Below are 21,706 nucleotides of genomic sequence, written 5' to 3' on the forward strand. Positions count from 1 at the left end.
TGTGAGAATGTCACACTTGGTTACAACAGGATTTGTGATTTAAATGACATCACCGGGAACGCGCACCCAGCCTTCCATCAGCACACGCGCGCTGCGGCTCATGATGGCCTTCTTGACCGTCCATTCACCGTTTTCCTGTTGCGCCTGCGCGCCGACGCGCAGCGTGCCGGATGGATGGCCGAAACGCACGGCTTCCCGTTCGCCGCCGCCAGCAGCGATATTGACCAGCGTGCCGGGAATCGCTGCCGCCGTGCCGATCGCCACAGCCGCCGTGCCCATCATAGCGTGGTGCAGCTTGCCCATCGACAGTGCGCGCACCAGCAGATCCACGTCGCCCGTAGCCACTTGCTTGCCGCTGGACGCCGCATACGCTTTCGGCGGCGCGACAAAGGCGACTTTCGGCGTGTGCTGGCGTTTTGCCGCTTCATCGACGCTGGCAATCAATCCCATGCGCACGGCGCCGTGCGCGCGGATGGTTTCAAACATGGCCAGCGCTTTCGCATCGCCATTGATGGCTTCCTGCAGTTCCGTGCCCGTGTAGCCGACGGCGTCCGCGTTGACAAAAATGGTCGGAATGCCGGCGTTGATCATGGTCGCCTTCAATGTGCCGACGCCAGGAACTTCCAGATCATCGACCAGGTTCCCGGTCGGGAACATCGAGCCGCCCCCGCCCTCTTCTTCCGCCGCCGGGTCCATAAATTCCAGCTGCACTTCGGCTGCGGGGAACGTTACGCCATCGAGTTCGAAATCACCGGTTTCCTGCACGGCGCCATGGGCCATCGGCACGTGCGCAATGATGGTTTTGTTGATGTTGGCTTGCCAGATCCGCACCACGGCCACGCCGTCATGCGGCACGCGGGCGGCGTCAACCAGCCCGCCGCTGATGGCAAATGCGCCCACCGCAGCCGACAGGTTGCCGCAATTGCCACTCCAGTCCACGAACGGCTTGTCGATCGACACCTGGCCGAACAGGTAATCGACGTCATGGTTTTCACGGGCGCTTTTCGACAGGATCACGGTCTTGCTGGTGGACGACGTGGCGCCGCCCATGCCATCGATTTGCTTGCCGTACGGGTCCGGACTGCCGATCACGCGCAGCAGCAGCGCATCGCGCGCCGCGCCCGGGACTTGCGCGGCTTGCGGCAAATCCTGCAGACGGAAGAACACACCCTTGCTGGTGCCGCCACGCATGTACGTGGCGGGGATTTTGATTTGCGGTGCGTTCGCCATCATGCCGCCTTGGCGTTCGCCAAAAAGTCTTGCGCAAAGCGCTGCAACACGCCGCCCGCTTCGTAAATCGACACGTCTTCCGACGAATCCAGGCGGCACGTCACCGGCACTTCAACACGCTCGCCATTCCGGCGGTTGATCACCAGCGTCAGCGTGGCGCGCGGCGCGCGTTCGCCAATCACGTCGAACGTTTCCGTCCCATCGATGCCCAAGGTCAAGCGGTTGACGCCCGGCTTGAATTCCAGCGGCAGCACGCCCATGCCCACCAGGTTGGTGCGGTGGATACGCTCGAAGCCTTCGGCCACGATGGCTTCCACACCCGCCAGGCGCACGCCCTTGGCAGCCCAGTCACGCGACGAACCCTGGCCATAATCGGCGCCGGCAATGACGATCAGCGGCTGCTTGCGCTCCATGTACGTCTCGATCGCTTCCCACATGCGGGTGACTTTGCCTTCCGGCTCGATACGGGCCAGCGAACCGGCCTTCACCTTGCCTTCCGCATCGCGCACCATTTCATTTTTCAGCGTCGGGTTAGCAAACGTTGCACGCTGCGCCGTCAAGTGGTCGCCACGGTGCGTGGCGTACGAATTGAAGTCTTCTTCCGGCAAGCCCATTTTGTGCAGGTATTCACCGGCAGCCGAGTCCATCATGATTGCGTTCGATGGCGACAGGTGGTCCGTCGTGATGTTATCGCCCAGCACAGCCAGTGCACGCATGCCTTTCAGCGTGCGTTCGCCGGCCAGCGCGCCTTCCCAGTATGGCGGACGGCGGATGTACGTCGATTGCGGACGCCAGTCGTACAGGGGCGCCGCGGCTTCCTGCGCCTGGCCGCTGCGGTCGAACATCGGGATGTAGACTTTGCGGAAATGGTCTGGCTTCACGGACGAAGCGACAATCGCGTCGATTTCCTCGTCGGAAGGCCACAAATCCTTGAGCGTAATGGCTTTGCCATTGGCGTCCGTGCCCAGCACGTCCTTCTCGATGTCGAAGCGGATGGTGCCGGCAATGGCATACGCCACCACCAGCGGCGGCGATGCCAGGAATGCCTGCTTCGCGTACGGGTGGATACGGCCGTCAAAGTTGCGGTTACCGGACAGCACGGCCGTCGCGTACAGATCGCGCTCCACCACTTCTTTCTGGATCACGGGATCGAGCGCGCCGGACATGCCGTTGCAAGACGTGCACGCATACGCAACGACGCCGAAGCCCAGCTTTTCCAGTTCCGGCAGCAAGCCGGCTTCTTCCAGGTACAGGGTCACGGCTTTCGATCCTGGCGCCAGCGACGATTTCACCCATGGCTTGCGCAGCAAACCTGCCTTGTTGGCATTGCGGGCCAGCAGGCCGGCAGCAATCATGTTGCGCGGATTATTGGTGTTGGTGCAGCTGGTAATGGCCGCGATGATCACGGCGCCATCCGGCATCAGGCCCGGTTCATTTTCAACTTTGCCCGTGATGCCGGCTTTTGCCAGGTCCGTGGTGGCCACGCGTTTGTGCGGGTTGGACGGACCGGCGATGTTGCGCACCACAGTCGACAAGTCGAACTTCAGCACGCGCTCGTATTCGGCGCCCGCCAGGGCATCGGCCCACAAGCCGGTTTCCTTGGCATAGGTTTCCACCAGCGCCACGGTTTCATCTTCACGGCCCGTCAATTTCAGGTACTTGATGGTTTGCTCGTCGATGTAGAACATCGCGGCAGTGGCGCCGAATTCCGGCGCCATGTTGGAAATCGTCGCACGGTCGCCCAACGTCAGGCTGGCCGCACCGGCGCCATAGAATTCCAGGTAGGCGGAAACGACTTTTTCGCGGCGCAAAAATTCCGTCAGCGCCAGCACGATGTCCGTGGCGGTAATGCCCGGCTGCGCCTTGCCCGTCAATTCCACGCCGATAATGTCCGGCAAACGCATCCACGACGCGCGGCCCAGCATCACGGTTTCCGCTTCCAGTCCGCCCACGCCGATGGCAATCACGCCCAGCGCATCGACCATAGGCGTGTGCGAGTCGGTGCCCACCAGCGTGTCCGGATACGCGACGCCATCGGTGACCTGGATCACCGGCGACATGCGCTCCAGGTTGATCTGGTGCAGGATGCCGTTACCCGGCGGGATTACGTCCACGTTGCGGAACGCATTCTTGGTCCAGTTGATGAAGTCAAAGCGGTCTTCGTTGCGGCGGTCTTCGATGGCGCGGTTTTTATTGAACGCGTCCGGATCGAAACCGCCGCATTCCACGGCCAGCGAGTGGTCTACCACCAGCTGCGTCGGCACCACGGGATTGACTTGGGCCGGGTCGCCGCCCTGCTCTGCAATGGCGTCGCGCAGGCCGGCCAGATCGACCAGCGCGGTCTGGCCCAGGATGTCGTGGCACACGACGCGGGCCGGGAACCATGGGAAGTCCAGGTCGCGCTTGCGCTCGATCAGCTGCGACAGTGAATCGTTCAAGGCCGCCGGATCGCAGCGGCGCACCAGATTCTCCGCTAATACGCGCGACGTGTAAGGCAAGCCTGCCCAGGCGCCCGGCTTGATGGCGTCAACTGCGGCGCGCGCATCGAAGAAATCGAGCTTCGTGCCTGGCAGGGCTTTGCGGAATTGGGTATTCATGGGGGTGCTCATGTTATTTACGCTCATTCAGCGGCACGAATTGCAGGTCGTCCGGGCCCACGTAGTTGGCGCTTGGACGAATGATCTTGTTGTCGATGCGCTGCTCGATGATGTGGGCAGCCCAGCCGGACGTACGCGAAATCACGAACAGCGGCGTGAACATGGCGGTCGGCACGCCCATCATGTGGTACGACACGGCGGAGAACCAGTCCAGGTTCGGGAACATCTTCTTGATTTCCCACATCACCGATTCCAGGCGCTCGGCGATGTCGAACATCTTGGTGGAACCGGCCTCGATCGACAGCTTGCGCGCGACTTCCTTGATCACCACGTTGCGCGGGTCGGAAATCGTGTACACCGGGTGGCCGAAGCCAATCACGACTTCCTTGTTTTCCACGCGGCGGCGGATGTCCGCTTCGGCTTCGTCCGGGTTTTCATAGCGCTTCTGGATTTCAAACGCGAATTCATTGGCGCCGCCGTGTTTCGGGCCGCGCAGCGCGCCAATCGCGCCCGTCACTGCCGAGTAAATGTCGGAACCGGTGCCGGCAATCACGCGGCTGGTGAAAGTCGATGCATTGAATTCGTGTTCCGCGTACAGGATCAGCGATACGTGCATGGCTTTCACCCACGATTCGGATGGCTTTTCGCCGTGCAGCAGGTGCAGGAAGTGGCCGCCGATCGAGTCGTCGTCGGTTTCCACGTCGATGCGCTTGCCGTTGTGCGAGTAGTGGTACCAGTACAGCAGCATCGAGCCAAACGATGCCATCAGGCGGTCCGCGATATCGCGCGCGCCCGGCACGTTGTGGTCATCTTTCTCAGGCAACGTGCAGCCCAGCACCGAGCAGCCGGTGCGCATCACGTCCATCGGGTGCGCCGATGCAGGCAAGGCTTCCAGTGCGGATTTCACCGATTGCGGCAAGCCGCGCAGCGACTTCAGTTTGCCTTTGTAGCCTTTCAGTTCAGCGGCCGTCGGCAGTTTGCCGTGTACCAGCAGGTAAGCGATTTCTTCGAATTCGCACACATTGGCCACGTCCAGGATGTCGTAGCCGCGATAGTGCAAATCGTTGCCGGTCTTGCCGACGGAGCACAGCGCGGTATTACCGGCGGTCACGCCAGACAGGGCAACGGATTTTTTAGGCTTGAAGGTCGGGGCTTGATCGGTCATGTTGTACTCCTCTGTGTTTTATTTGAATTAAGCTTTTTTCGCGGCAAACAATGCGTCCAGCTTTTGCTCGAAGCTGTGGTAGTTGATGCGCTCATACAGTTCCATGCGGGTTTGCATGGTGTCGATCACATTCTTTTGCGTACCTTCGCGGCGTACGGTGTTGTATACGTTTTCCGCAGCCTTGTTCATGGCGCGGAACGCCGACAGCGGGTACAGCGCGATGGCAACGTCGGCAGACTTCAATTCATCGACAGTAAACAGCGGGGTCGCGCCGAATTCCGTGATGTTGGCCAGGATCGGCACTTTCACGGCCTTGGCGAATTCCTTATACATTTCCAGGCTGGTGATGGCTTCCGGGAAAATCATGTCGGCGCCCGCTTCCACGCAGGCGACTGCACGGTCAATGGCCGCTTCCAGCCCTTCGACGGCCAGCGCGTCGGTGCGGGCCATGATGACGAAATTCGCATCCGTCTTGGCGTCCACGGCAGCTTTCACTCGGTCCACCATTTCACCCTTGGTGACGATTTCCTTGCCCGGACGGTGGCCGCAGCGCTTGGCGCCCACCTGGTCTTCAATGTGCACGGCGGCGGCGCCGGCCTTGATCATGGATTTCACGGTGCGGGCCACGTTGAAGGCGGACGCGCCGAAACCCGTGTCGATATCGACCAGCAGCGGCAAGTCGCATACGTCGGTAATGCGGCGCACGTCGGTCAGCACGTCATCCAGGTTGGAAATGCCGAGGTCCGGCAAACCCAGCGAACCGGCCGCCACGCCGCCGCCCGACAAATAAATCGCACGGAAGCCGGCGCGCTTGGCCAGCAAAGCGTGATTGGCGTTGATCGCGCCGATCACTTGCAGCGGCGATTCTTCTTCGACGGCTTTGCGGAATGCGGCGCCTGCGGAGTATTGGGTCATGGCTTACCTTTCAAATGAGGTTTTCGTTGCGCTCCGTTACAGCAAACCCCGTGCCAGCTCGGCCATAACATCGTGAAACAATGAAAAATCAGCGACTTACCGCATCCCTTCGCTCTGCAGACGGCCATCAAGCGCATGTAAAACGTTTCATATTGAAACATTGAAATGCAACTGAACTATAATTGAAACATGCGCCATTCTACGCCTTTACCCATCGACAGCAGCGACAAGCCCGTGATCTGGACCGTGTCCGTGTCGCGCCTGGCGGAACTGTTCCGCGACATCACGCTGGAATACGATAATTTCGCCACCATCGAACCCATCAACCTGGGCTTCGACGAAGCGGCGCGCCATATCCGCGAACGGCTGGCCACGGAGCGCTGCGACGCCGTCATATCGGCCGGTTCCAATGCCGCGTATTTAAAGGGGCGTTTGTCGGTCCCAGTCGTCATTGCCAAGGCCAGCGGCTTTGACGTGATGCAGGCGCTGGCCAGGGCCCGGCGCGTATCGGAGCGCATCGGCGTCGTCAGCTACCAGTCGCCGATGGCGGAACTGGCCGAATTTTCCGCCACCTTTGGCCACGACATCGTGCAGCGCACCTACGTGACGGAAGAAGATGCGCGGGCACAGATCAATGACTTGAAGGCGGCCGGCGTCAAGGCCATCGTCGGCGCGGGACTGATTACGGACCTGGCGGAAGAAGCCGGGTTGACGGGCGTGTTCGTGTATTCCGCCGCGTCGATCCGCCAGGCGTTTGACGATGCGCTGGAAATTGCGCGGCTATCGTCATGGGAAGCCAGCCGCGCCCGCGCACGGGGCGGCAATGCGGGCGACACGTTGCGGGCCAAGCACGGCTTGAATGATTTGAAGGGGGAATCGCCAGCCATGGAAAAGCTGCGCCAGGCGGTCGTGCTGTATGCAAAATCGCCCGCCACCGTATTGATCCAGGCGGAAACCGGCTGCGGCAAGGAGCTGGTGGCGCAAGCGATCCACCGCGAAAGCCCCCGCACCTTGGGCGCAAACCGGCCATTCGTGGCAGTCAATTGCGGCGCCATTGCGGAGTCCCTGCTGGAATCGGAATTGTTCGGCCACGAAGAAGGCGCCTTTACGGGTGCACGCCGCGGCGGGCACGCGGGCTTGTTTGAAGCGGCCAACCGCGGCACGCTGTTCCTCGATGAAATCGGTGAAATGCCGCTGGCGTTGCAAACCCGCTTGCTGCGCGTGCTGGAAGAACGGGAAGTGGTGCGGGTAGGCGGCACCCGTCCGATCCCCGTCAACGTGCGCATCATCAGCGCCACGCACTGCGACCTGGAACAGCGGGTGCGCGAAGGCCGCTTCCGCGCCGACTTGTTTTACCGGCTGGCTGTATTGCGGCTGTCGCTGCCGCCGCTGCGCGAACGGCGCGACGATATTGCACTGCTGGCGGAATGGTCGCTGAAAAATGCGCTGGCCGCGCTGGGCGCCCGCCCGCACCCGAACCTGCACGCGGAAATCCAGGCGTGCGCGCCACTGCTGCTGCGCTATGGCTGGCCCGGCAATGTGCGGGAATTGCGCAACCTGTGCGAGCGGCTGGCGCTGTTCCTGGCGGCGGAACCGTTGCAGGCGCTGACGCCCGGCTTTGTGCTGGGGGTGGCGCCGGAACTGGGCGCGGTGGCTGCCGTGCAGGCAAACATGCCGGCGCCTGCCGCGCGCGAAACTGCCACGCAGGTACTGGCCCGCTTTGGCGGCCGGCGCGATGCGGCGGCCGATTACCTCGGCATCAGCCGCACCACGCTGTGGCGGCGCCTGCGCGACGAGGCTGGCGGCTAATGGCGGTGCAACACCACCCATCACGCCATTCCGCCGCTCATCATGTGCCGGCTGTTTCACCACCGGCGTTCGTTTATGCTGAACGAATGAAAACACTCGTACAATTCCGCATGACCCGCACACACTGGTACTGGCTGCTGCAAATCCTGGGCTGGTCCGCAGTCGTGGTATTCGTCGCTTTCGCCAACAGCCGTTATTTGTACCAGCACGGCGCCATTGCCATATGCGTGCTGTGCGGCATATGCGGGCTGGTGCTATCCGATCTGGCGCACCGGCTGTATAAGGCGCGGCGCTGGCATGTGCAGCCGGCCGCGTGGCGCATCATCGCTTTCACCATCGTGGTACTGGGCCCGCTGCAGACGGCCGGTACGATGGCAACCAATTACCTCATCATCGGCAAAAATGGTGACCTGAACTGGCTGCACATGCTGTTGACGTTCTGGACCGGCATTATGCTGGCGTGGGCCATCTGCTACCTGGCTTACCTGTACCTGCGCCGCGCCAACCGGTTCGAAGCGGAGGCGCTACGCCTTGAAGTGCTGGCCAAGGATGCGGAACTGCGTGCCCTGCAAGCGCAGGTCAACCCGCACTTCTTTTTCAACAGCTTGAACAGCGTACGCGCGCTGATTTATGAAAACCAGGATTCGGCGGCGCAAATGATCGACCAGCTGGCAACGCTGATGCGCTATACACTGCAGTCGAGCTATGCGGACACCGTACCGCTCAGTGAAGAACTGGAAGCCGTGCAATCCTATCTGGCCATTGAAAAAATCCGCTTTGAAGAACGGCTGCGTTTGGCGCTCGACATTGCAGGCGGCATGGAAACCGTGCGCATTCCACCGATGGCGCTGCAAACCCTGGTGGAAAATGCCGTCAAATATGGTGTCGAACAAAGCGCCACTGGCACGGAAATCCGCATCAGCGCCAGCCACGCCAACGGCAAGGCCACCATTGAAGTGTCGAACCAGGGTGCGCTGCGTACGTTCAGCAACTCCACCAGCGTCGGCTTGAGCAATGCCCGCAAGCGCCTGATCTTGTCCAAAGGCGACAGCGCCAGCCTGGACCTGGTGGAACGCGATGGCTGGGTCCGCGCCACCTTGCACTTCCCGCTGGCCGCATGATGCGCGTGCTGATCGTCGATGATGAACGGCTGGCGCGGGCGGAATTGCGGCGCCTGCTGGCCGTGCATGGCAATGTGCAGATCGCCGGCGAAGCAGCCAGCGCGGCGGAAGCCGCTGTCCAGGTGGCGGCACTGCAGCCGGACTTGCTGCTACTGGACATCAAGATGCCCGGCGGCAGTGGCTTCGATTTGCTGGAATCGCTGGACGATGCGCCTGAAGTCATCTTCACCACCGCCTATGACCAATACGCGCTGCAAGCGTTTGACGCCAATGCACTGGCCTACCTGCTGAAACCGGTCCAGCCGCAACGGCTGGCGGCGGCGCTGGAACGCGCTGCCGTGCGGCTGGGCACCACGATCCCGCCGGCGGCGCAGCCCCGCAAATTGTTTATCCGCGACGGTGAACGGTGCTGGTTCGTCAAACTGGATGACATCGCGGTATTCGAATCGGACGGCAATTACAGCAGAGTCCATTTCAGCGGCGGGCAACCGCTGCTGCCCCGCTCGCTGCTGCAACTGGAACAGCGGCTCGATCCGCAGCAATTCTTCCGCGCCAGCCGCCGCCATATTGTCAATCTGGCCCATGTGCGCCGTGTCAGCCAGGGTGCCGACGGCGCCCTGGTGCTGCACCTGGATAGCATGGCGATCGAAGTATCCCGTCGCCGCGCCGCCACCCTGAAAAACATCGGCGTCTTGTAGCGGACAGCTTGTCAGGAATTTGTCAGCATTTCCTCAGGGAAATGTCAGCATTGCGCGGTATCCTAGCCTTCACCTAAGGAGCCAACCCATGCTGAACCCAATTCCCCCCCTGCGGCAACGTGGTTTCACCCTTGTCGAGCTCATGGTTGCTGTCGTCATTGTCGGCATACTGGGCGCCGTCGCCTATCCTTCGTATATCCAGCACGTCGTCAAATCCAACCGGGCGGCAGCCCAGGCGCATTTGCTGGACCTGGCGCAGCGCGAACAGCAATATTTGGCCGACAACCGCAGCTATGCGGCATCCGTCAGCGCGCTGAACTTGACGACGCCGGATGCCGTGTCATCCAAGTACAGCATTTTGATTGAAGTACAGGATGGCCCGCCGCCCAGCTTCACGATTACCGCCACGCCGCTGACCAACGGACCGCAGGCCAGCGACGGGGCATTAACCATCAATAATGCCGGTACCAAGAGCCCGGCTTCCAAATGGTGATGCTGCCATGAAAACGCCTGCACGCCTGCCTGTGCACCGGGGCTTTACGCTGGTCGAATTGCTGGTCACTGTCACCATCCTGGCCATCCTGGGCGCGGCGGGCGGCCCCGCGTTTTCCCGCATGATCGCATCGCAGCGCACCAAGGCGATTGCCGGCGACTTGCACACGGCGCTGGTGCGCGCCCGCAGTGAAGCCATCAAACGCAATACCGACGTGGTGTTGACGCCGGTGACGTCAGGCCAGTGGCAATATGGCTGGTACATTGCCAATCCCGGGCTGGCAGGCGCCAAGCTCGATGACCATGCCGCCATTGCCAACGCCACCGTGACCGGTCCCGCTTCCGTCGTGTACCGCAGCAATGGCAGGCTGGGCGGCAATACTACGCCCAGTTTCGATATTTCCGCCACCGGCGCAACCGAACACCGCTGTATCCAGATTGATTTAAGCGGCCACCCCTACCAAACCGCAAGCGCGTGCTGATCATGAACCCGACATTGCACCCCGGCCGGCAACGGGGCACGACCCTGATTGAAGTCCTCGTCACCTTGGTGATCGTGGCATTTGGCTTGCTGGGCATCGGTGCACTGCAAGCCAAGATGCAGCTGGGGACCATCGAAGCTTACCAGCGCGCCCAGGCCGTGGTGCTGTTGGAAGACATGAGCGCGCGCATCAATGCGAACAAGGCCAATGCCGGCACCTATGTCCTCGCCAACCCGGCCGGTACGGGCGACAGCCAGCCGGATGACTGCACCGGCATGGCGGCCGGCGCACCGCGCGACATTTGCGAATGGAGCGCGGCGCTGAAGGGTGCGGCGGAAGTCAAAAGCGGCACCAAGGTCGGCGCCATGGTGGGCGCCCGCGGCTGTATCGAACAAATCCAGGCGCCCGATACCACGACCGGCGTATGCCAGCCTGGCATTTACCAGGTATCGGTCGCGTGGCAAGGCTTGCACCTGACGTCCGCCTCTGCGCTGACGTGCGGCAGCGGGCTATATGGCGCCGATGGCAACCGGCGCGCGATCTCGGTCCGCATCACGGTCGGCCTGCCGGCGTGCACTTAGGAGAAGGCCATGTATTCAACGATCCCACGGCGGCAGCGCGGCTATACGCTGGTCGAATTAATGATTGCCACCACCATCGGCTTGCTGGTGCTGGCGGGCATGACCACCATGTTCGTCAGCAGCAATAGCGCGCAGGCGCAAATCGAACAGGCCAACCGGCAAATCGAGAATGGACGCTACAGCATGCAGCTGCTGGTCAGCGATTTGCGCAATGCCGGGTATTACGGGGAATTCGACCCCACGGTCCTGACCTTGCCTGCGGCCATGCCGGATCCCTGCTCGACCAGCATCACCGATATCAAGGGAGCGTTGCCGCTGTTTCTGCAGGGTTACGACAATGCCGGGACCAGTACCCTGTCGTGCGTACAGGATGTGCTGGCCGGCACCGACATGATCGTGTTGCGCCACGCCAGCACTTGCCTGATCGACAACACCAGCTGCGAAGTCAACGCGGCAGGCGCGCCGTACTTCCAGGCTTCGTGGTGCGACAACCCCAGCGAACTGGGGTCCGGCAGCACGTCGGACTTTTATGCGGTCGGAACGGCCACCACCGCCATGACCCGGCACATGCGCGACTGCACGCAAGCGGCGGGTAGCGGGACCCTGGCGCCCGTGCGCTACCTGCAAATCCATATCTATTACATCGCCAGCAACGACCGGCCCGGCGACGGCATCCCCACGCTGAAGCGGGTGGAAGTCAGCAACAACAATGGTGTGCTGTCGCTGACCACAGTGGCGCTGGCTGAAGGGGTGGAAAACCTGCAGATGGAATATGGGCTCGATACCAACCAGGATGGCGCCACCGATGTCTACACCACGAGCCCGTCCACGTATGGCGGCTGCAGCGCCGCCGCCTGCGCGGCAAGCAACTGGAACAGCGTGGTGTCGGCCAAAGTGCATTTGTTGACCCGCAGCACGCAAGCCAATTCCCAATATACGGACAGCAAGACTTACGTGCTGGGCGCGAAGGCGGACGGCTCGCCAAATACCATTTCCGTCACCGACGTGCACTACAAGCGCAATGTCTTTAGCAGCACCATCGTGCTGCCCAATCCCAGCGGCAGGAGGACGTCATGAAGCGCCTGCCAGCGCAGCGCGAGGGCGGCTTTACGCTGCTGGTGGCGCTGGTGATGCTGATCTTGCTGACGATGCTGGCGCTGAGCAGCTTCAACCTAGGCAATTCCGATTTGCAGATCGTGTCGAATATGCAGCAGCACACGGAAGCGACAGCGGCAGCCAGCCAGGTGGTGGAAGAAGTCATCAGCAGCACGCGCTTTTTCACGTCGCCCACGGACGCCCTCGCCAACTCGTGCAATGGCGTTCCCAACACGCGCTGCGTCGATACCAATGGCGACAACAAGCCTGACATCACAGTCACGCTGACGCCCGCCCCCAAATGCGTGAAAGCACAGGCCATCAAGAACACGGCGCTGGACTTGACGAACTCGGAAGATGTCGGCTGCGCACTGGGTGGCGCGCAAAGTTTCGGCGTAGCCGGCAGCATCACAGGCGATTCACTGTGCGACAACAGCGTCTGGGACGTGCATGCCGTGGCTACCGACATGGTGACGGGCGCCTCGTCCGAAGTGACGCAAGGAGTCTCGGTCCGTGTCGCCAAAGATGACGTTGCAACCAGTTGCCCTTAAGAGGATAGCCATGGAACACGTATCCCTACCACCATCCTGCCGTCCACCGCGGGCAAGCCGCGTGGCGGCCACGCTGGCATTGGCACTGGTGGCGCTGCAGGCGCCGCAAAGTGTGCATGCGGACGATATCGACATTTTCACGGGCGCATCGGCCGGCAATTCCATCAATCCGCGCATCCTGATCGTGCTGGATAACACGTCCAACTGGGCGCGCCAAAGCCAGCAATGGCCTGGCGGCCTTCAGCAGGGTCAGTCGGAAGCCAACGCCATCAAAACAGTGATTTCCAGCCTCGGCAGCAACGTTAATATCGGCCTGATGGAATTCGTCACCGGCGGCAACGCGAACCAGAATGGCGGCTTTATCCGGTCGGCAATCCGGCCCATGACGACAGCCAACAAAACCAGTTTCAGCGCGAATCTGACAACGATATACAACAACATCAATTCGCCGGATGAAAAGCGCAACTCGCATACGCCATACGGCAACCTGATGTATGACACCTACAATTACTTTGCCGGCGCCAACGCGTACTCACCGTCGGCCGTGATTGCCAGCATCGCCGATGCAACCGGCTACACGACGCCATACAGCACCTTTGCCGCACCGCTGACTGCCAACGATACCTGCGGCAAGAATTTTGTCATCTTCATTGGCAATCCCAACTCCAGCGGCCCCGCTTCGGATGACTCCGCCAACACAGCCGCACTGGCGGCGCTGGGCGGCACGACATCGCAGCTGAGTTTGCCGAATTTCACGCAAGGAAATGTCACACAAAGCACCAACGTAGGTACCACCAGCCAGTGCTATGCCAGCAGCACTGCCGCTGCCGCTGAGCTGACCAGTTTCTCCGCACAGTGTTCCACGTACACGGAAGGTTGCGTGATCGGCTCGGCCACCGCCGCCGCCGGTCCGATTGCCTGTCCCTCGGGCCAGTTGAGCTATACCGTCAACCGTTCCGTCTACACCCCGGCCAGCACCACCACCACGGCCGGGACGCCGGTAACGGGGACGCCGACTGTCAACACGGGATCGACCACCAACTATTACGGGTCTTCGAGCGCCGTCGACGCCAACACGGACCACGGCAGTATGACGTGCCCCGCCACGTCCACCGTCACCAGCGGCGGCAACACGGCCGTCACCACGTATAGCTGCAGCTACAGCGTGGGGGCGGCCATTGGCAGCGCCACGCCCACCACCAGCTCGCACGTGTCGACGCAAACGGGCAATACGGGCGGCGCCGGCTGCTATGCGGTCAGCGGCGGCACCAACGTCGGCACAGGAGCCGGCCAGTGGAACCCGGCCACGTCGACGGACTACGGCGGCCTGGTGTGCCCGGCCAATAACAGTTGCACGTACAGCGGCGTCATGACATCGAATTCGTCCGGCTGTACCGGCTCCGGCAACCGGACCGTCCAGATAACGCAGACCGCGACCCCGCTGCGCCAATTCACGATCAACCAGACCGTGACACCGACCACCACCAACAGCACCACCACCACAACGCCAGCCTCGACGACAACGACTGCGCTGGGCTATACGTCGCAATGCTATGCGGCCGCCCCCACGTCCAGTACCGGTGACTATGCGAGCCAATGTACGGGCACCAATATCAGCTGCACGTACGGCAATGCGCCAACGTCAACCACGTTGGGCGCCTGCCCTGCCGGTACCAGCGTGTACAGCGTGCTGGGCACGAACACCACGCTGACCAATGTCGCCACCGGCACCAGCTCGCTGGACACGCATCCATTCAATGCCGATGAGTGGGCGCGCTTCATGCATGACAAGGGAGTTCCCGTCAGCGGCACGACGGTCCGGCCATCCGTCACCACGTACACGATCGACGTCTACAACAAGCAGCCTAACGCAACCCATACGTCTCTGCTGATGAGCATGGCCAAGGCCGGCGGCGGCAAATATTTTTCCGCCACCAATGAGCAAGCCATCGTGGATGCGCTGAAGCAAATCCTCGTGGAAATCCTGGCCGTCAATACCAGCTTCGCATCGACCAGCTTGCCGGTCAACGCCACCAACCGGTCGCAAAATGAAAACCAGGTCTACATCGGCATGTTCCGCCCGGACCCGGATGCCAAGCCGCGCTGGTTCGGCAACTTGAAACGCTACCAGCTGGTCGCCAACGGCAGCAGCGTCGATTTGGGCGATGTCAACGGCACCTTGGCCGTCAATACGCTGACCGGCTTCGTGACGCCATGCGCCACCAGCTACTGGACCACGGACAGCGGCAGCTACTGGGGCGGCATGGGATTGAATCCGGATCCGGCCGGCGGCTGCGCCACCACGTCGTATGACGCGTATTCGGATGCGCCGGACGGGCCGCAAGTGGAAAAAGGCGCCGTCGCGGAAATGCTGCGCAAGGGGAACCAGTCGTCGTCCGGCACCTCGCCGACATGGGCCGTCAACCGCAACGTCTACACGGTCTCCAACGGTTCGCTGGCGGCATTCTCGACCGCCAGTTCCAGCCTGTCCGATTCACTGGTGCGCTTTATCAAGGGTGAAGACGTCAACGTGGAAAAAGGCGGCGCCGGTACGACGCGGCCATCGATCCACGGCGACGTGATCCACTCGCGCCCGCTGCCCGTCAATTACGGCACCAGTGGCGTTACCGTGTTTTATGGCGCCAATGACGGCATGTTCCGGGCCGTGGATGCCAGCAGCGGCGTGGAGCGGTGGGCGCTGGTGGCGCCAGAGTTTTACTCGCGCCTGCAGCGCCTGAAGGACAATAGCCCGCAAGTGAGCTACCCTAACCTGGCCAGCAACACGGTGCCGGTACCGGCTGCCAAGGATTACTTCTTTGACGGTTCCACCGGTATTTACCAGAATGCGGACAATTCCAAAGTGTGGGTGTTGCCAACCATGCGGCGCGGCGGGCGCATGATTTATGCGCTGGATGTCAGCACCGTATCGACACCGTCGCTGAAATGGAAAGTCGGCTGCCCCAACCTGAGCGACGATACCGGCTGCACCGCCGGCATGAGCCAGATCGGCCAGACGTGGTCCACACCGTCGGTGGCGTTCATCAAAGGCTATTCGTTGACCAATCCCGTCGTCGTCGTGGGTGGCGGCTACGATGGCTGCGAAGATGCCGACACGGCGTCGCCATCGTGTGCCTCCACGAAGGGCGGCGTCATTTATGTCCTTGATGCCAATACCGGCAGCGTCGTATCGTCGTTCACCACCACACGCGCCGTGGCGTCGGACATTTCCATGGTCGACATCGACAATGACGGCATGCCGGACTATGCGTATGCCGCCGATACGGGCGGCAATATCTACCGCGTCGACTTTATCTCAATCGCGTCTGGCGTGGCCAGCGCTACGGCGCTGGGCAGCAGCAGCTGGACCATGCGCAAGGTTGCCTACACCAATGGCGGCGGCCGCAAATTCCTGTTTGCACCAGCCCTGCTGGCCGTGCAGGATAAAGTCTATGTGGCGATCGGCACGGGCGACCGCGAACACCCGCTGCAATCGCAATACCCGTACGCCAATGTCGTCAACCGCTTCTATGTGTACAAAGATGATTTGAAAGTCACGTCCGGTTCCAAGAATCTCGACAGCGACCTGGTTGACTACACGTCCAGCACGACGTGCGATACGGCGCAAGTGTTGCCCAACTCCGCGCTCAATGGCTGGTTCATGAACTTGAACCAGTTTGGCCAGGGCGAGCAAGTGGTCACGTCCGCGCTGATCGTCAGCGGCATGGTGACCTTCAGTACCAACCGTCCGGTCGATGCAGCCGTGGCCAGTTGTTCGACGTCGCTGGGCAAAGCGGAAGGCTATTGGGTCAACCTGTTCAATGCATCGGGCGGCATTAACTCGGCGTCCACTTGCAACGGCACGCGCGCCAGTGAATTCGTGGGCGGCGGCTTGCCGCCTTCGCCGGTGCTGGCAACGGGGGTCAACGTCAACGGCCGTGCCGTGTCGGTGGTGATTGGCGCCGTGCAGCGCGATGGCGGCGCCAGCGTGGCCATCAGCCCGCAAAAGGTCCGCCCGGTGATTACATCCAAGCGCAAGCGTGTGTACCAGTCCACGTCCGGGCAGTAAATCTGCCATCCATAAAAAAACCCGCTTCAAGTGAAGCGGGTTTTTTATTACCCAGAAGAAGATCAGTCGACTTCCACGGTTTCCGCCGGCGGCTGCGGCGCCGCATCGGATTCCGGGAATTCCAGGAACACCTGGTCCTTGTCGTCCAGATCCACGGTAACCTTGCCGCCGGACACGAGACGGCCGAACAACAGTTCGTCGGCCAGCGCCTTGCGGATCATGTCCTGGATCAGGCGCGACATCGGACGCGCGCCCATCAGTGGATCGAAGCCTTTCTTCGCGAGGAACTTGCGCAGTTTCTCGCTGAACACGGCTTCGACTTTCTTCTCGTGCAATTGCTCTTCCAGCTGCATCAAGAACTTGTCGACCACGCGCAAGATAATTTCCTCGTCCAGCGCACGGAAGCTGATGATGGAATCCAGGCGGTTGCGGAATTCCGGCGTGAACATGCGCTTGATGTCGGCCATCTCGTCGCCTGTTTCGCGGCTGTCCGTGAAACCAATGGAACGCTTTTGCAAGCTTTCCGCACCCGCATTCGTGGTCATGATGATGATCACGTTGCGGAAGTCCGCCTTGCGGCCATTGTTGTCCGTCAAGGTGCCATGGTCCATCACTTGCAGCAGGATATTAAAGATATCCGGATGCGCTTTTTCGATCTCGTCCAGCAGCAGCACAGCGTGCGGCTTCTTGGTAATGGCTTCCGTCAGCAGGCCGCCCTGGTCGAAGCCCACGTAGCCCGGCGGCGCGCCAATCAGGCGGCTGACGGCGTGGCGCTCCATGTACTCGGACATGTCGAAGCGGATCAGCTCGATGCCGAGGATGAAGGCCAGCTGCTTCGCCACTTCGGTCTTGCCGACACCGGTCGGACCGGAGAACAGGAACGAACCAATCGGCTTGTCTTGTTTGCCCAAACCGGCGCGCGACATCTTGATGGCGGACGCCAGCGCTTCGATGGCAGGATCCTGGCCAAACACGACGTTGCGCAAATCGCGGTCGATGGTTTGCAGCTTGCTGCGGTCGTCCTGGTTGACGGTTTGCGGCGGGATGCGCGCAATCTTGGAAATGATTTCCTCGATTTCCGTCTTGCCGATGGTCTTTTTCTGCTTCGACTTCGGCAAGATGCGCTGCGCAGCGCCAGCTTCATCGATCACGTCGATGGCCTTGTCCGGCAAGTGGCGGTCATTGATGAAGCGGGCCGCCAGCTCGGCTGCCGTCGACAGCGCCGACTGCGAATACTTGACGCCATGATGTTCTTCGAAGCGCGACTTCAGGCCGCGCAGGATTTGCACGGTCTGTTCCACGGTCGGCTCGTTGACGTCGACTTTCTGGAAGCGGCGGGACAGCGCATGGTCTTTCTCGAACACGCCCCGGAATTCCGTGTACGTGGTCGCGCCGATGCACTTCAGCTGGCCATTGGCCAATGCCGGTTTCAGCAAGTTCGATGCATCCAGCGTGCCGCCCGATGCGGAACCCGCACCGATGATCGTGTGGATTTCATCAATGAACAGGATGCCGTTCGGGTTGTCTTTCAACTGTTTCAGCACGGCTTTCAAGCGCTGCTCGAAATCGCCGCGGTACTTGGTGCCGGCCAGCAGTGCGCCCATGTCCAGCGAGTAGACCACGGCGTTCTGCAGGATTTCCGGCACGTCGTTTTGCGTGATGCGGTACGCCAGCCCTTCGGCGATGGCGGTTTTACCCACGCCGGCTTCGCCCACCAGCAGCGGGTTGTTTTTACGGCGGCGGCACAAGACCTGGATCACACGGTCAACTTCTTCTTCGCGGCCGATCAGCGGATCGATCTTGCCTTCGGAAGCTGATTTGTTGAGGTTTTGCGTGAACTGGTCCAGCGGGCTTTCTTTTTGCTGGCCATCGGCCGGCGCGCCCTCTTCCACCCCTTCGGATGCCTTGGTGGAATCGGCTGCCTGGTCTTTGCGCACACCGTGGGAAATGAAATTCACCACATCGAGGCGCGTCACGCCCTGCTGGTGCAGGTAATACACCGCGTGGGAATCTTTTTCACCAAAGATGGCGACCAGCACGTTGGCGCCCGTGACTTCCTTCTTGCCGTTGGAAGCGGATTGCACGTGCATGATGGCGCGCTGGATCACACGCTGGAAGCCCAGCGTCGGCTGGGTATCCACTTCGCCCGTGCCCGGCACGGTCGGCGTGTTATCGCCAATAAAATTGGTGAGGGTCTTGCGCAGGTCTTCGATATTGACGGCGCAGGCACGCAACACTTCCGCTGCCGATGGATTATCGAGCAGCGCGAGCAATAAATGCTCGACCGTGATGAATTCATGCCGTGCTTGCCGCGCTTCGACAAACGCCATGTGCAAACTTACTTCCAGTTCCTGCGCGATCATACTTCCTCCATCACACATTGCAGGGGATGGCCTGCCTTGCGTGCATGCGTTAATACAAACTCCACCTTGGTACTCGCGATATCTTTCGAGAAAACGCCGCACACGCCTTTTCCATGACGGTGCACACTTAGCATGATTTGCGTGGCGGTTTCGCGGTCCTTGTTGAAGTATTCCTGAATGATCGCGACCACGAATTCCATCGGGGTATAGTCGTCATTCAGCAACGCCACCTGATAAAGAGGCGGCGGCTTCAGTATCTGCCGTTCCAGCAGCTGTTCAGTGTCATGCTTGGTTGCCATACGCTTATATTCTAATGCTTTCGGGGTTACTGCAACGTCCATTTATGACTGTTAACCCAATGTTCCTCATCTTACGCGTTTTCTCGTGTTACCGCAGATGGCGCTCTCGGCAAAAAAATCAAGAGTGCGGTGCCTCGCATACACTGTTGCAAGAAAAATACTAATAGCCGAATGAAAGCGCTTGACATTAAAAATTGTTGCGCCAACAATGCGATATCGACTCGTGCAGCAATGTACATGTTGATAAGAAGTGAGACGTCGAGGAGGGGGCAGGAAGCTTCTTGCTTTTATGGCTCGTGTGATATTCGTTTTTATTGAAAGTTCTTTTTATGGCAACTGGTACTGTTAAGTGGTTCAATGACTCCAAAGGCTTTGGCTTCATCACCCCTGACGATGGCGGCGAAGATCTGTTCGCTCACTTTTCCGCAATCAACATGAACGGCTTCAAGACCCTGAAAGAAGGTCAAAAGGTACAGTTCGAAGTTACCCAAGGCCCTAAAGGCAAGCAAGCTTCCAACATCCAGCAGATGTAATTCCGCTCCAAGATTTTGCGAAGTGAAAACCCCGCAATTAACGGGGTTTTTTTTCGCCTGTATTTTTTATAAGATTCAAATTAACTACGGGCTGCCGTTACACTGCGATTAAATTCCAGCATCGCTGCGGCAATCCGGTCTGATTCCTTATCGCTGAACATCCATTCCCCGCACGCCTGGCAATGATCCCCGGTGACATTGGGAATCACCGTCTCGTGGCCGTCATATTCATATGGCATGTCCCTGGTTTCTCGCACCATGGGCCCGTCGCCGCAAAATGGACACTGCATGGTCCGCTCCTTGGTAAGTGTTGCTCTTAGTAAGCATACACTGAATGCGCCAACACTGCAGGAAACGATTGCCAATCGGAAACTATTATAAAAAAAGCCCCGTACCATGAAGGCAAGGGGCTGCGGATATGGCAAGGTTAACTTTTACATCTGGGCTATCATGGTCTCGCCAAAGCCCGAGCACGACACTTGCGTTGCCCCTTCCATCAGGCGCGCGAAGTCATACGTCACGCGCTTGGACGTAATGGCTTTTTCCATGGCAGTGATGATCAAGTCGGCCGCTTCCGTCCAGCCCATGTGGCGCAACATCATTTCCGCCGACAAGATCAGCGAACCCGGATTCACGTAATCCTTCCCCGCATATTTAGGCGCCGTGCCGTGCGTGGCTTCAAACATTGCCACCGAATCCGACAGGTTGGCGCCCGGTGCAATACCGATACCACCCACTTGCGCGGCCAGCGCGTCGGAAATGTAGTCGCCATTCAAATTCAGCGTGGCGATCACACTGTATTCCGCCGGACGCAGCAGGATTTGTTGCAGGAAAGCATCAGCGATGGAATCCTTGATGGTGATTTCACGGCCGGTTTTCGGGTTCTTGAATTTGCACCATGGGCCGCCATCGATCAGCTCTGCGCCGAATTCTTTTTGCGCCAGCGCATAGCCCCAGTCACGGAAGCCGCCTTCCGTGTATTTCATGATATTGCCCTTGTGAACCAGGGTCACCGATGGCTTGTCATTGTCGATCGCATACTGGATGGCCTTGCGCACCAGGCGCTCGGTGCCTTCGCGCGACACGGGTTTGATGCCGATGCCCGACGTGTCCGGGAAGCGGATTTTCTTGACGCCCATTTCCTTGGTGAGGAACTCGATCAGCTTTTTCGCGCCATCGGAACCTTCCTGGTATTCAATACCGGCGTAAATGTCTTCCGAGTTTTCACGGAAGATCACCATGTCGGTTTTTTCCGGCTCTTTCACGGGCGATGGCACGCCCTTGAAGTAGCGCACGGGGCGCAGGCACACGTACAAATCCAGTTCCTGGCGCAGCGCCACGTTCAGCGAACGGATGCCGCCGCCCACCGGCGTGGTCAAAGGCCCCTTGATCGACACCACGTAGTCCTTGAGGACTTTCAGCGTTTCTTCCGGCAGCCACACATCAGGGCCATACACGGTGGTCGACTTTTCGCCGGCATAAATTTCCATCCAGCTGATCTTGCGCTGGCCACCATATGCCTTGGCGACTGCCGCGTCGACTACCTTGATCATGACGGGCGAAATATCCACGCCGGTGCCATCGCCTTCAATGTACGGAATAATGGGCTGGTCCGGCACATTCAGGGTGAAGTCAGCATTGACGGTGATTTTCTGGCCGTCGGCGGGTACTTTGATGTGTTGATACATGCATGAATCTCCGAAGTTGGG

Annotated in this window: 18 protein-coding genes; 10 read left to right on the forward strand and 8 right to left on the reverse strand. The window is 60.3% G+C overall.

The window, feature by feature from the left end:
• Window positions 1-39: 39 nt before the first annotated feature.
• The 4 genes from prpF to prpB are packed head-to-tail and all read right to left on the reverse strand — an operon-like array spanning window position 40 to window position 5,907.
• Window positions 40-1,230, reverse strand: a complete 1,191-nt coding sequence (prpF, locus tag GM668_RS27130) for a 2-methylaconitate cis-trans isomerase PrpF (RefSeq protein WP_155442121.1) — start codon at window positions 1,228-1,230, stop codon at window positions 40-42.
• Entirely contained in the window at window positions 1,230-3,827 is a 2,598-nt protein-coding gene (gene acnD / locus GM668_RS27135) for a Fe/S-dependent 2-methylisocitrate dehydratase AcnD (RefSeq protein WP_155442099.1), read from the reverse strand. Before acnD ends, prpF begins: the two co-directional genes overlap by 1 nt.
• 13 nt (window positions 3,828-3,840) lie before the next feature.
• The gene (prpC, locus tag GM668_RS27140) at window positions 3,841-4,992 is read right to left on the reverse strand and encodes a bifunctional 2-methylcitrate synthase/citrate synthase (RefSeq protein ID WP_155442100.1); all 1,152 of its coding nucleotides are present in this window, start codon (window positions 4,990-4,992) and stop codon (window positions 3,841-3,843) included.
• A 27-nt stretch (window positions 4,993-5,019) separates the two neighbouring features.
• A complete protein-coding gene (prpB, locus tag GM668_RS27145) occupies window positions 5,020-5,907 on the reverse strand; it encodes a methylisocitrate lyase (protein WP_155442101.1) in 888 nt (295 codons plus the stop codon).
• Between the two features lie 189 nt (window positions 5,908-6,096).
• Here prpB and prpR point away from each other — a divergent pair, with 189 nt between their 5' ends.
• From prpR to GM668_RS27190, 9 genes are all read left to right on the forward strand, one after another.
• The gene (gene prpR / locus GM668_RS27150) at window positions 6,097-7,716 is read left to right on the forward strand and encodes a propionate catabolism operon regulatory protein PrpR (RefSeq protein WP_155442102.1); all 1,620 of its coding nucleotides are present in this window, start codon (window positions 6,097-6,099) and stop codon (window positions 7,714-7,716) included.
• An 86-nt stretch (window positions 7,717-7,802) separates the two neighbouring features.
• Complete coding sequence (locus GM668_RS27155) at window positions 7,803-8,837, forward strand: sensor histidine kinase (RefSeq protein WP_229499973.1); 1,035 nt, start codon at window positions 7,803-7,805, stop codon at window positions 8,835-8,837.
• Window positions 8,834-9,535 (forward strand): LytR/AlgR family response regulator transcription factor, encoded by a 702-nt coding sequence (locus GM668_RS27160; RefSeq protein WP_229499976.1) that lies wholly within the window; start codon window positions 8,834-8,836, stop codon window positions 9,533-9,535. Before GM668_RS27155 ends, GM668_RS27160 begins: the two co-directional genes overlap by 4 nt.
• Window positions 9,536-9,623: 88 nt before the next feature.
• Window positions 9,624-10,028 (forward strand): type IV pilin protein, encoded by a 405-nt coding sequence (locus tag GM668_RS27165; protein ID WP_155442103.1) that lies wholly within the window; start codon window positions 9,624-9,626, stop codon window positions 10,026-10,028.
• A gap of 7 nt (window positions 10,029-10,035) precedes the next feature.
• A complete protein-coding gene (locus GM668_RS27170) occupies window positions 10,036-10,509 on the forward strand; it encodes a GspH/FimT family pseudopilin (protein ID WP_170305864.1) in 474 nt (157 codons plus the stop codon).
• Between the two features lie 2 nt (window positions 10,510-10,511).
• Complete coding sequence (locus GM668_RS27175) at window positions 10,512-11,090, forward strand: type IV pilus modification PilV family protein (protein ID WP_155442105.1); 579 nt, start codon at window positions 10,512-10,514, stop codon at window positions 11,088-11,090.
• 9 nt (window positions 11,091-11,099) lie between these two features.
• Window positions 11,100-12,167, forward strand: coding sequence for a PilW family protein (locus tag GM668_RS27180; RefSeq protein ID WP_155442124.1), 1,068 nt, complete (start codon window positions 11,100-11,102; stop codon window positions 12,165-12,167).
• Window positions 12,164-12,736 (forward strand): pilus assembly PilX family protein, encoded by a 573-nt coding sequence (locus GM668_RS27185; RefSeq protein ID WP_155442106.1) that lies wholly within the window; start codon window positions 12,164-12,166, stop codon window positions 12,734-12,736. The genes GM668_RS27180 and GM668_RS27185 overlap by 4 nt, the downstream gene beginning before the upstream one ends.
• A gap of 10 nt (window positions 12,737-12,746) precedes the next feature.
• The gene (locus GM668_RS27190; protein ID WP_170305865.1) at window positions 12,747-16,802 is read left to right on the forward strand and encodes a PilC/PilY family type IV pilus protein; all 4,056 of its coding nucleotides are present in this window, start codon (window positions 12,747-12,749) and stop codon (window positions 16,800-16,802) included.
• Between the two features lie 62 nt (window positions 16,803-16,864).
• On the opposite strand, the gene clpA is transcribed toward GM668_RS27190, so the two are convergent.
• Window positions 16,865-19,165: an ATP-dependent Clp protease ATP-binding subunit ClpA gene (gene clpA / locus GM668_RS27195; protein ID WP_155442108.1), complete on the reverse strand. Its 2,301-nt coding sequence runs from the start codon at window positions 19,163-19,165 to the stop codon at window positions 16,865-16,867.
• Window positions 19,162-19,464: an ATP-dependent Clp protease adapter ClpS gene (gene clpS / locus GM668_RS27200; protein WP_155442125.1), complete on the reverse strand. Its 303-nt coding sequence runs from the start codon at window positions 19,462-19,464 to the stop codon at window positions 19,162-19,164. The genes clpA and clpS overlap by 4 nt, the downstream gene beginning before the upstream one ends.
• Before the next feature lie 329 nt (window positions 19,465-19,793).
• Between clpS and cspE the strand changes: the two genes are divergently transcribed.
• Window positions 19,794-19,997 carry a transcription antiterminator/RNA stability regulator CspE gene (gene cspE / locus GM668_RS27205; RefSeq protein WP_155442109.1) on the forward strand — a complete coding sequence of 68 codons (204 nt, stop codon included), beginning with the start codon at window positions 19,794-19,796 and terminating at the stop codon, window positions 19,995-19,997.
• A gap of 80 nt (window positions 19,998-20,077) precedes the next feature.
• Here the strand turns inward: cspE and GM668_RS30635 are convergent, their stop codons facing one another.
• Both GM668_RS30635 and icd read right to left on the reverse strand, forming a co-directional pair.
• Window positions 20,078-20,287 (reverse strand): type II toxin-antitoxin system MqsA family antitoxin, encoded by a 210-nt coding sequence (locus GM668_RS30635; RefSeq protein WP_170305866.1) that lies wholly within the window; start codon window positions 20,285-20,287, stop codon window positions 20,078-20,080.
• A 144-nt stretch (window positions 20,288-20,431) separates the two neighbouring features.
• The gene (gene icd, locus GM668_RS27215; protein WP_155442111.1) at window positions 20,432-21,685 is read right to left on the reverse strand and encodes an NADP-dependent isocitrate dehydrogenase; all 1,254 of its coding nucleotides are present in this window, start codon (window positions 21,683-21,685) and stop codon (window positions 20,432-20,434) included.
• Window positions 21,686-21,706: the final 21 nt, after the last annotated feature.

Source organism: Pseudoduganella ginsengisoli (genome assembly GCF_009720865.1).
Lineage (GTDB): Bacteria > Pseudomonadota > Gammaproteobacteria > Burkholderiales > Burkholderiaceae_D > Rugamonas > Rugamonas ginsengisoli.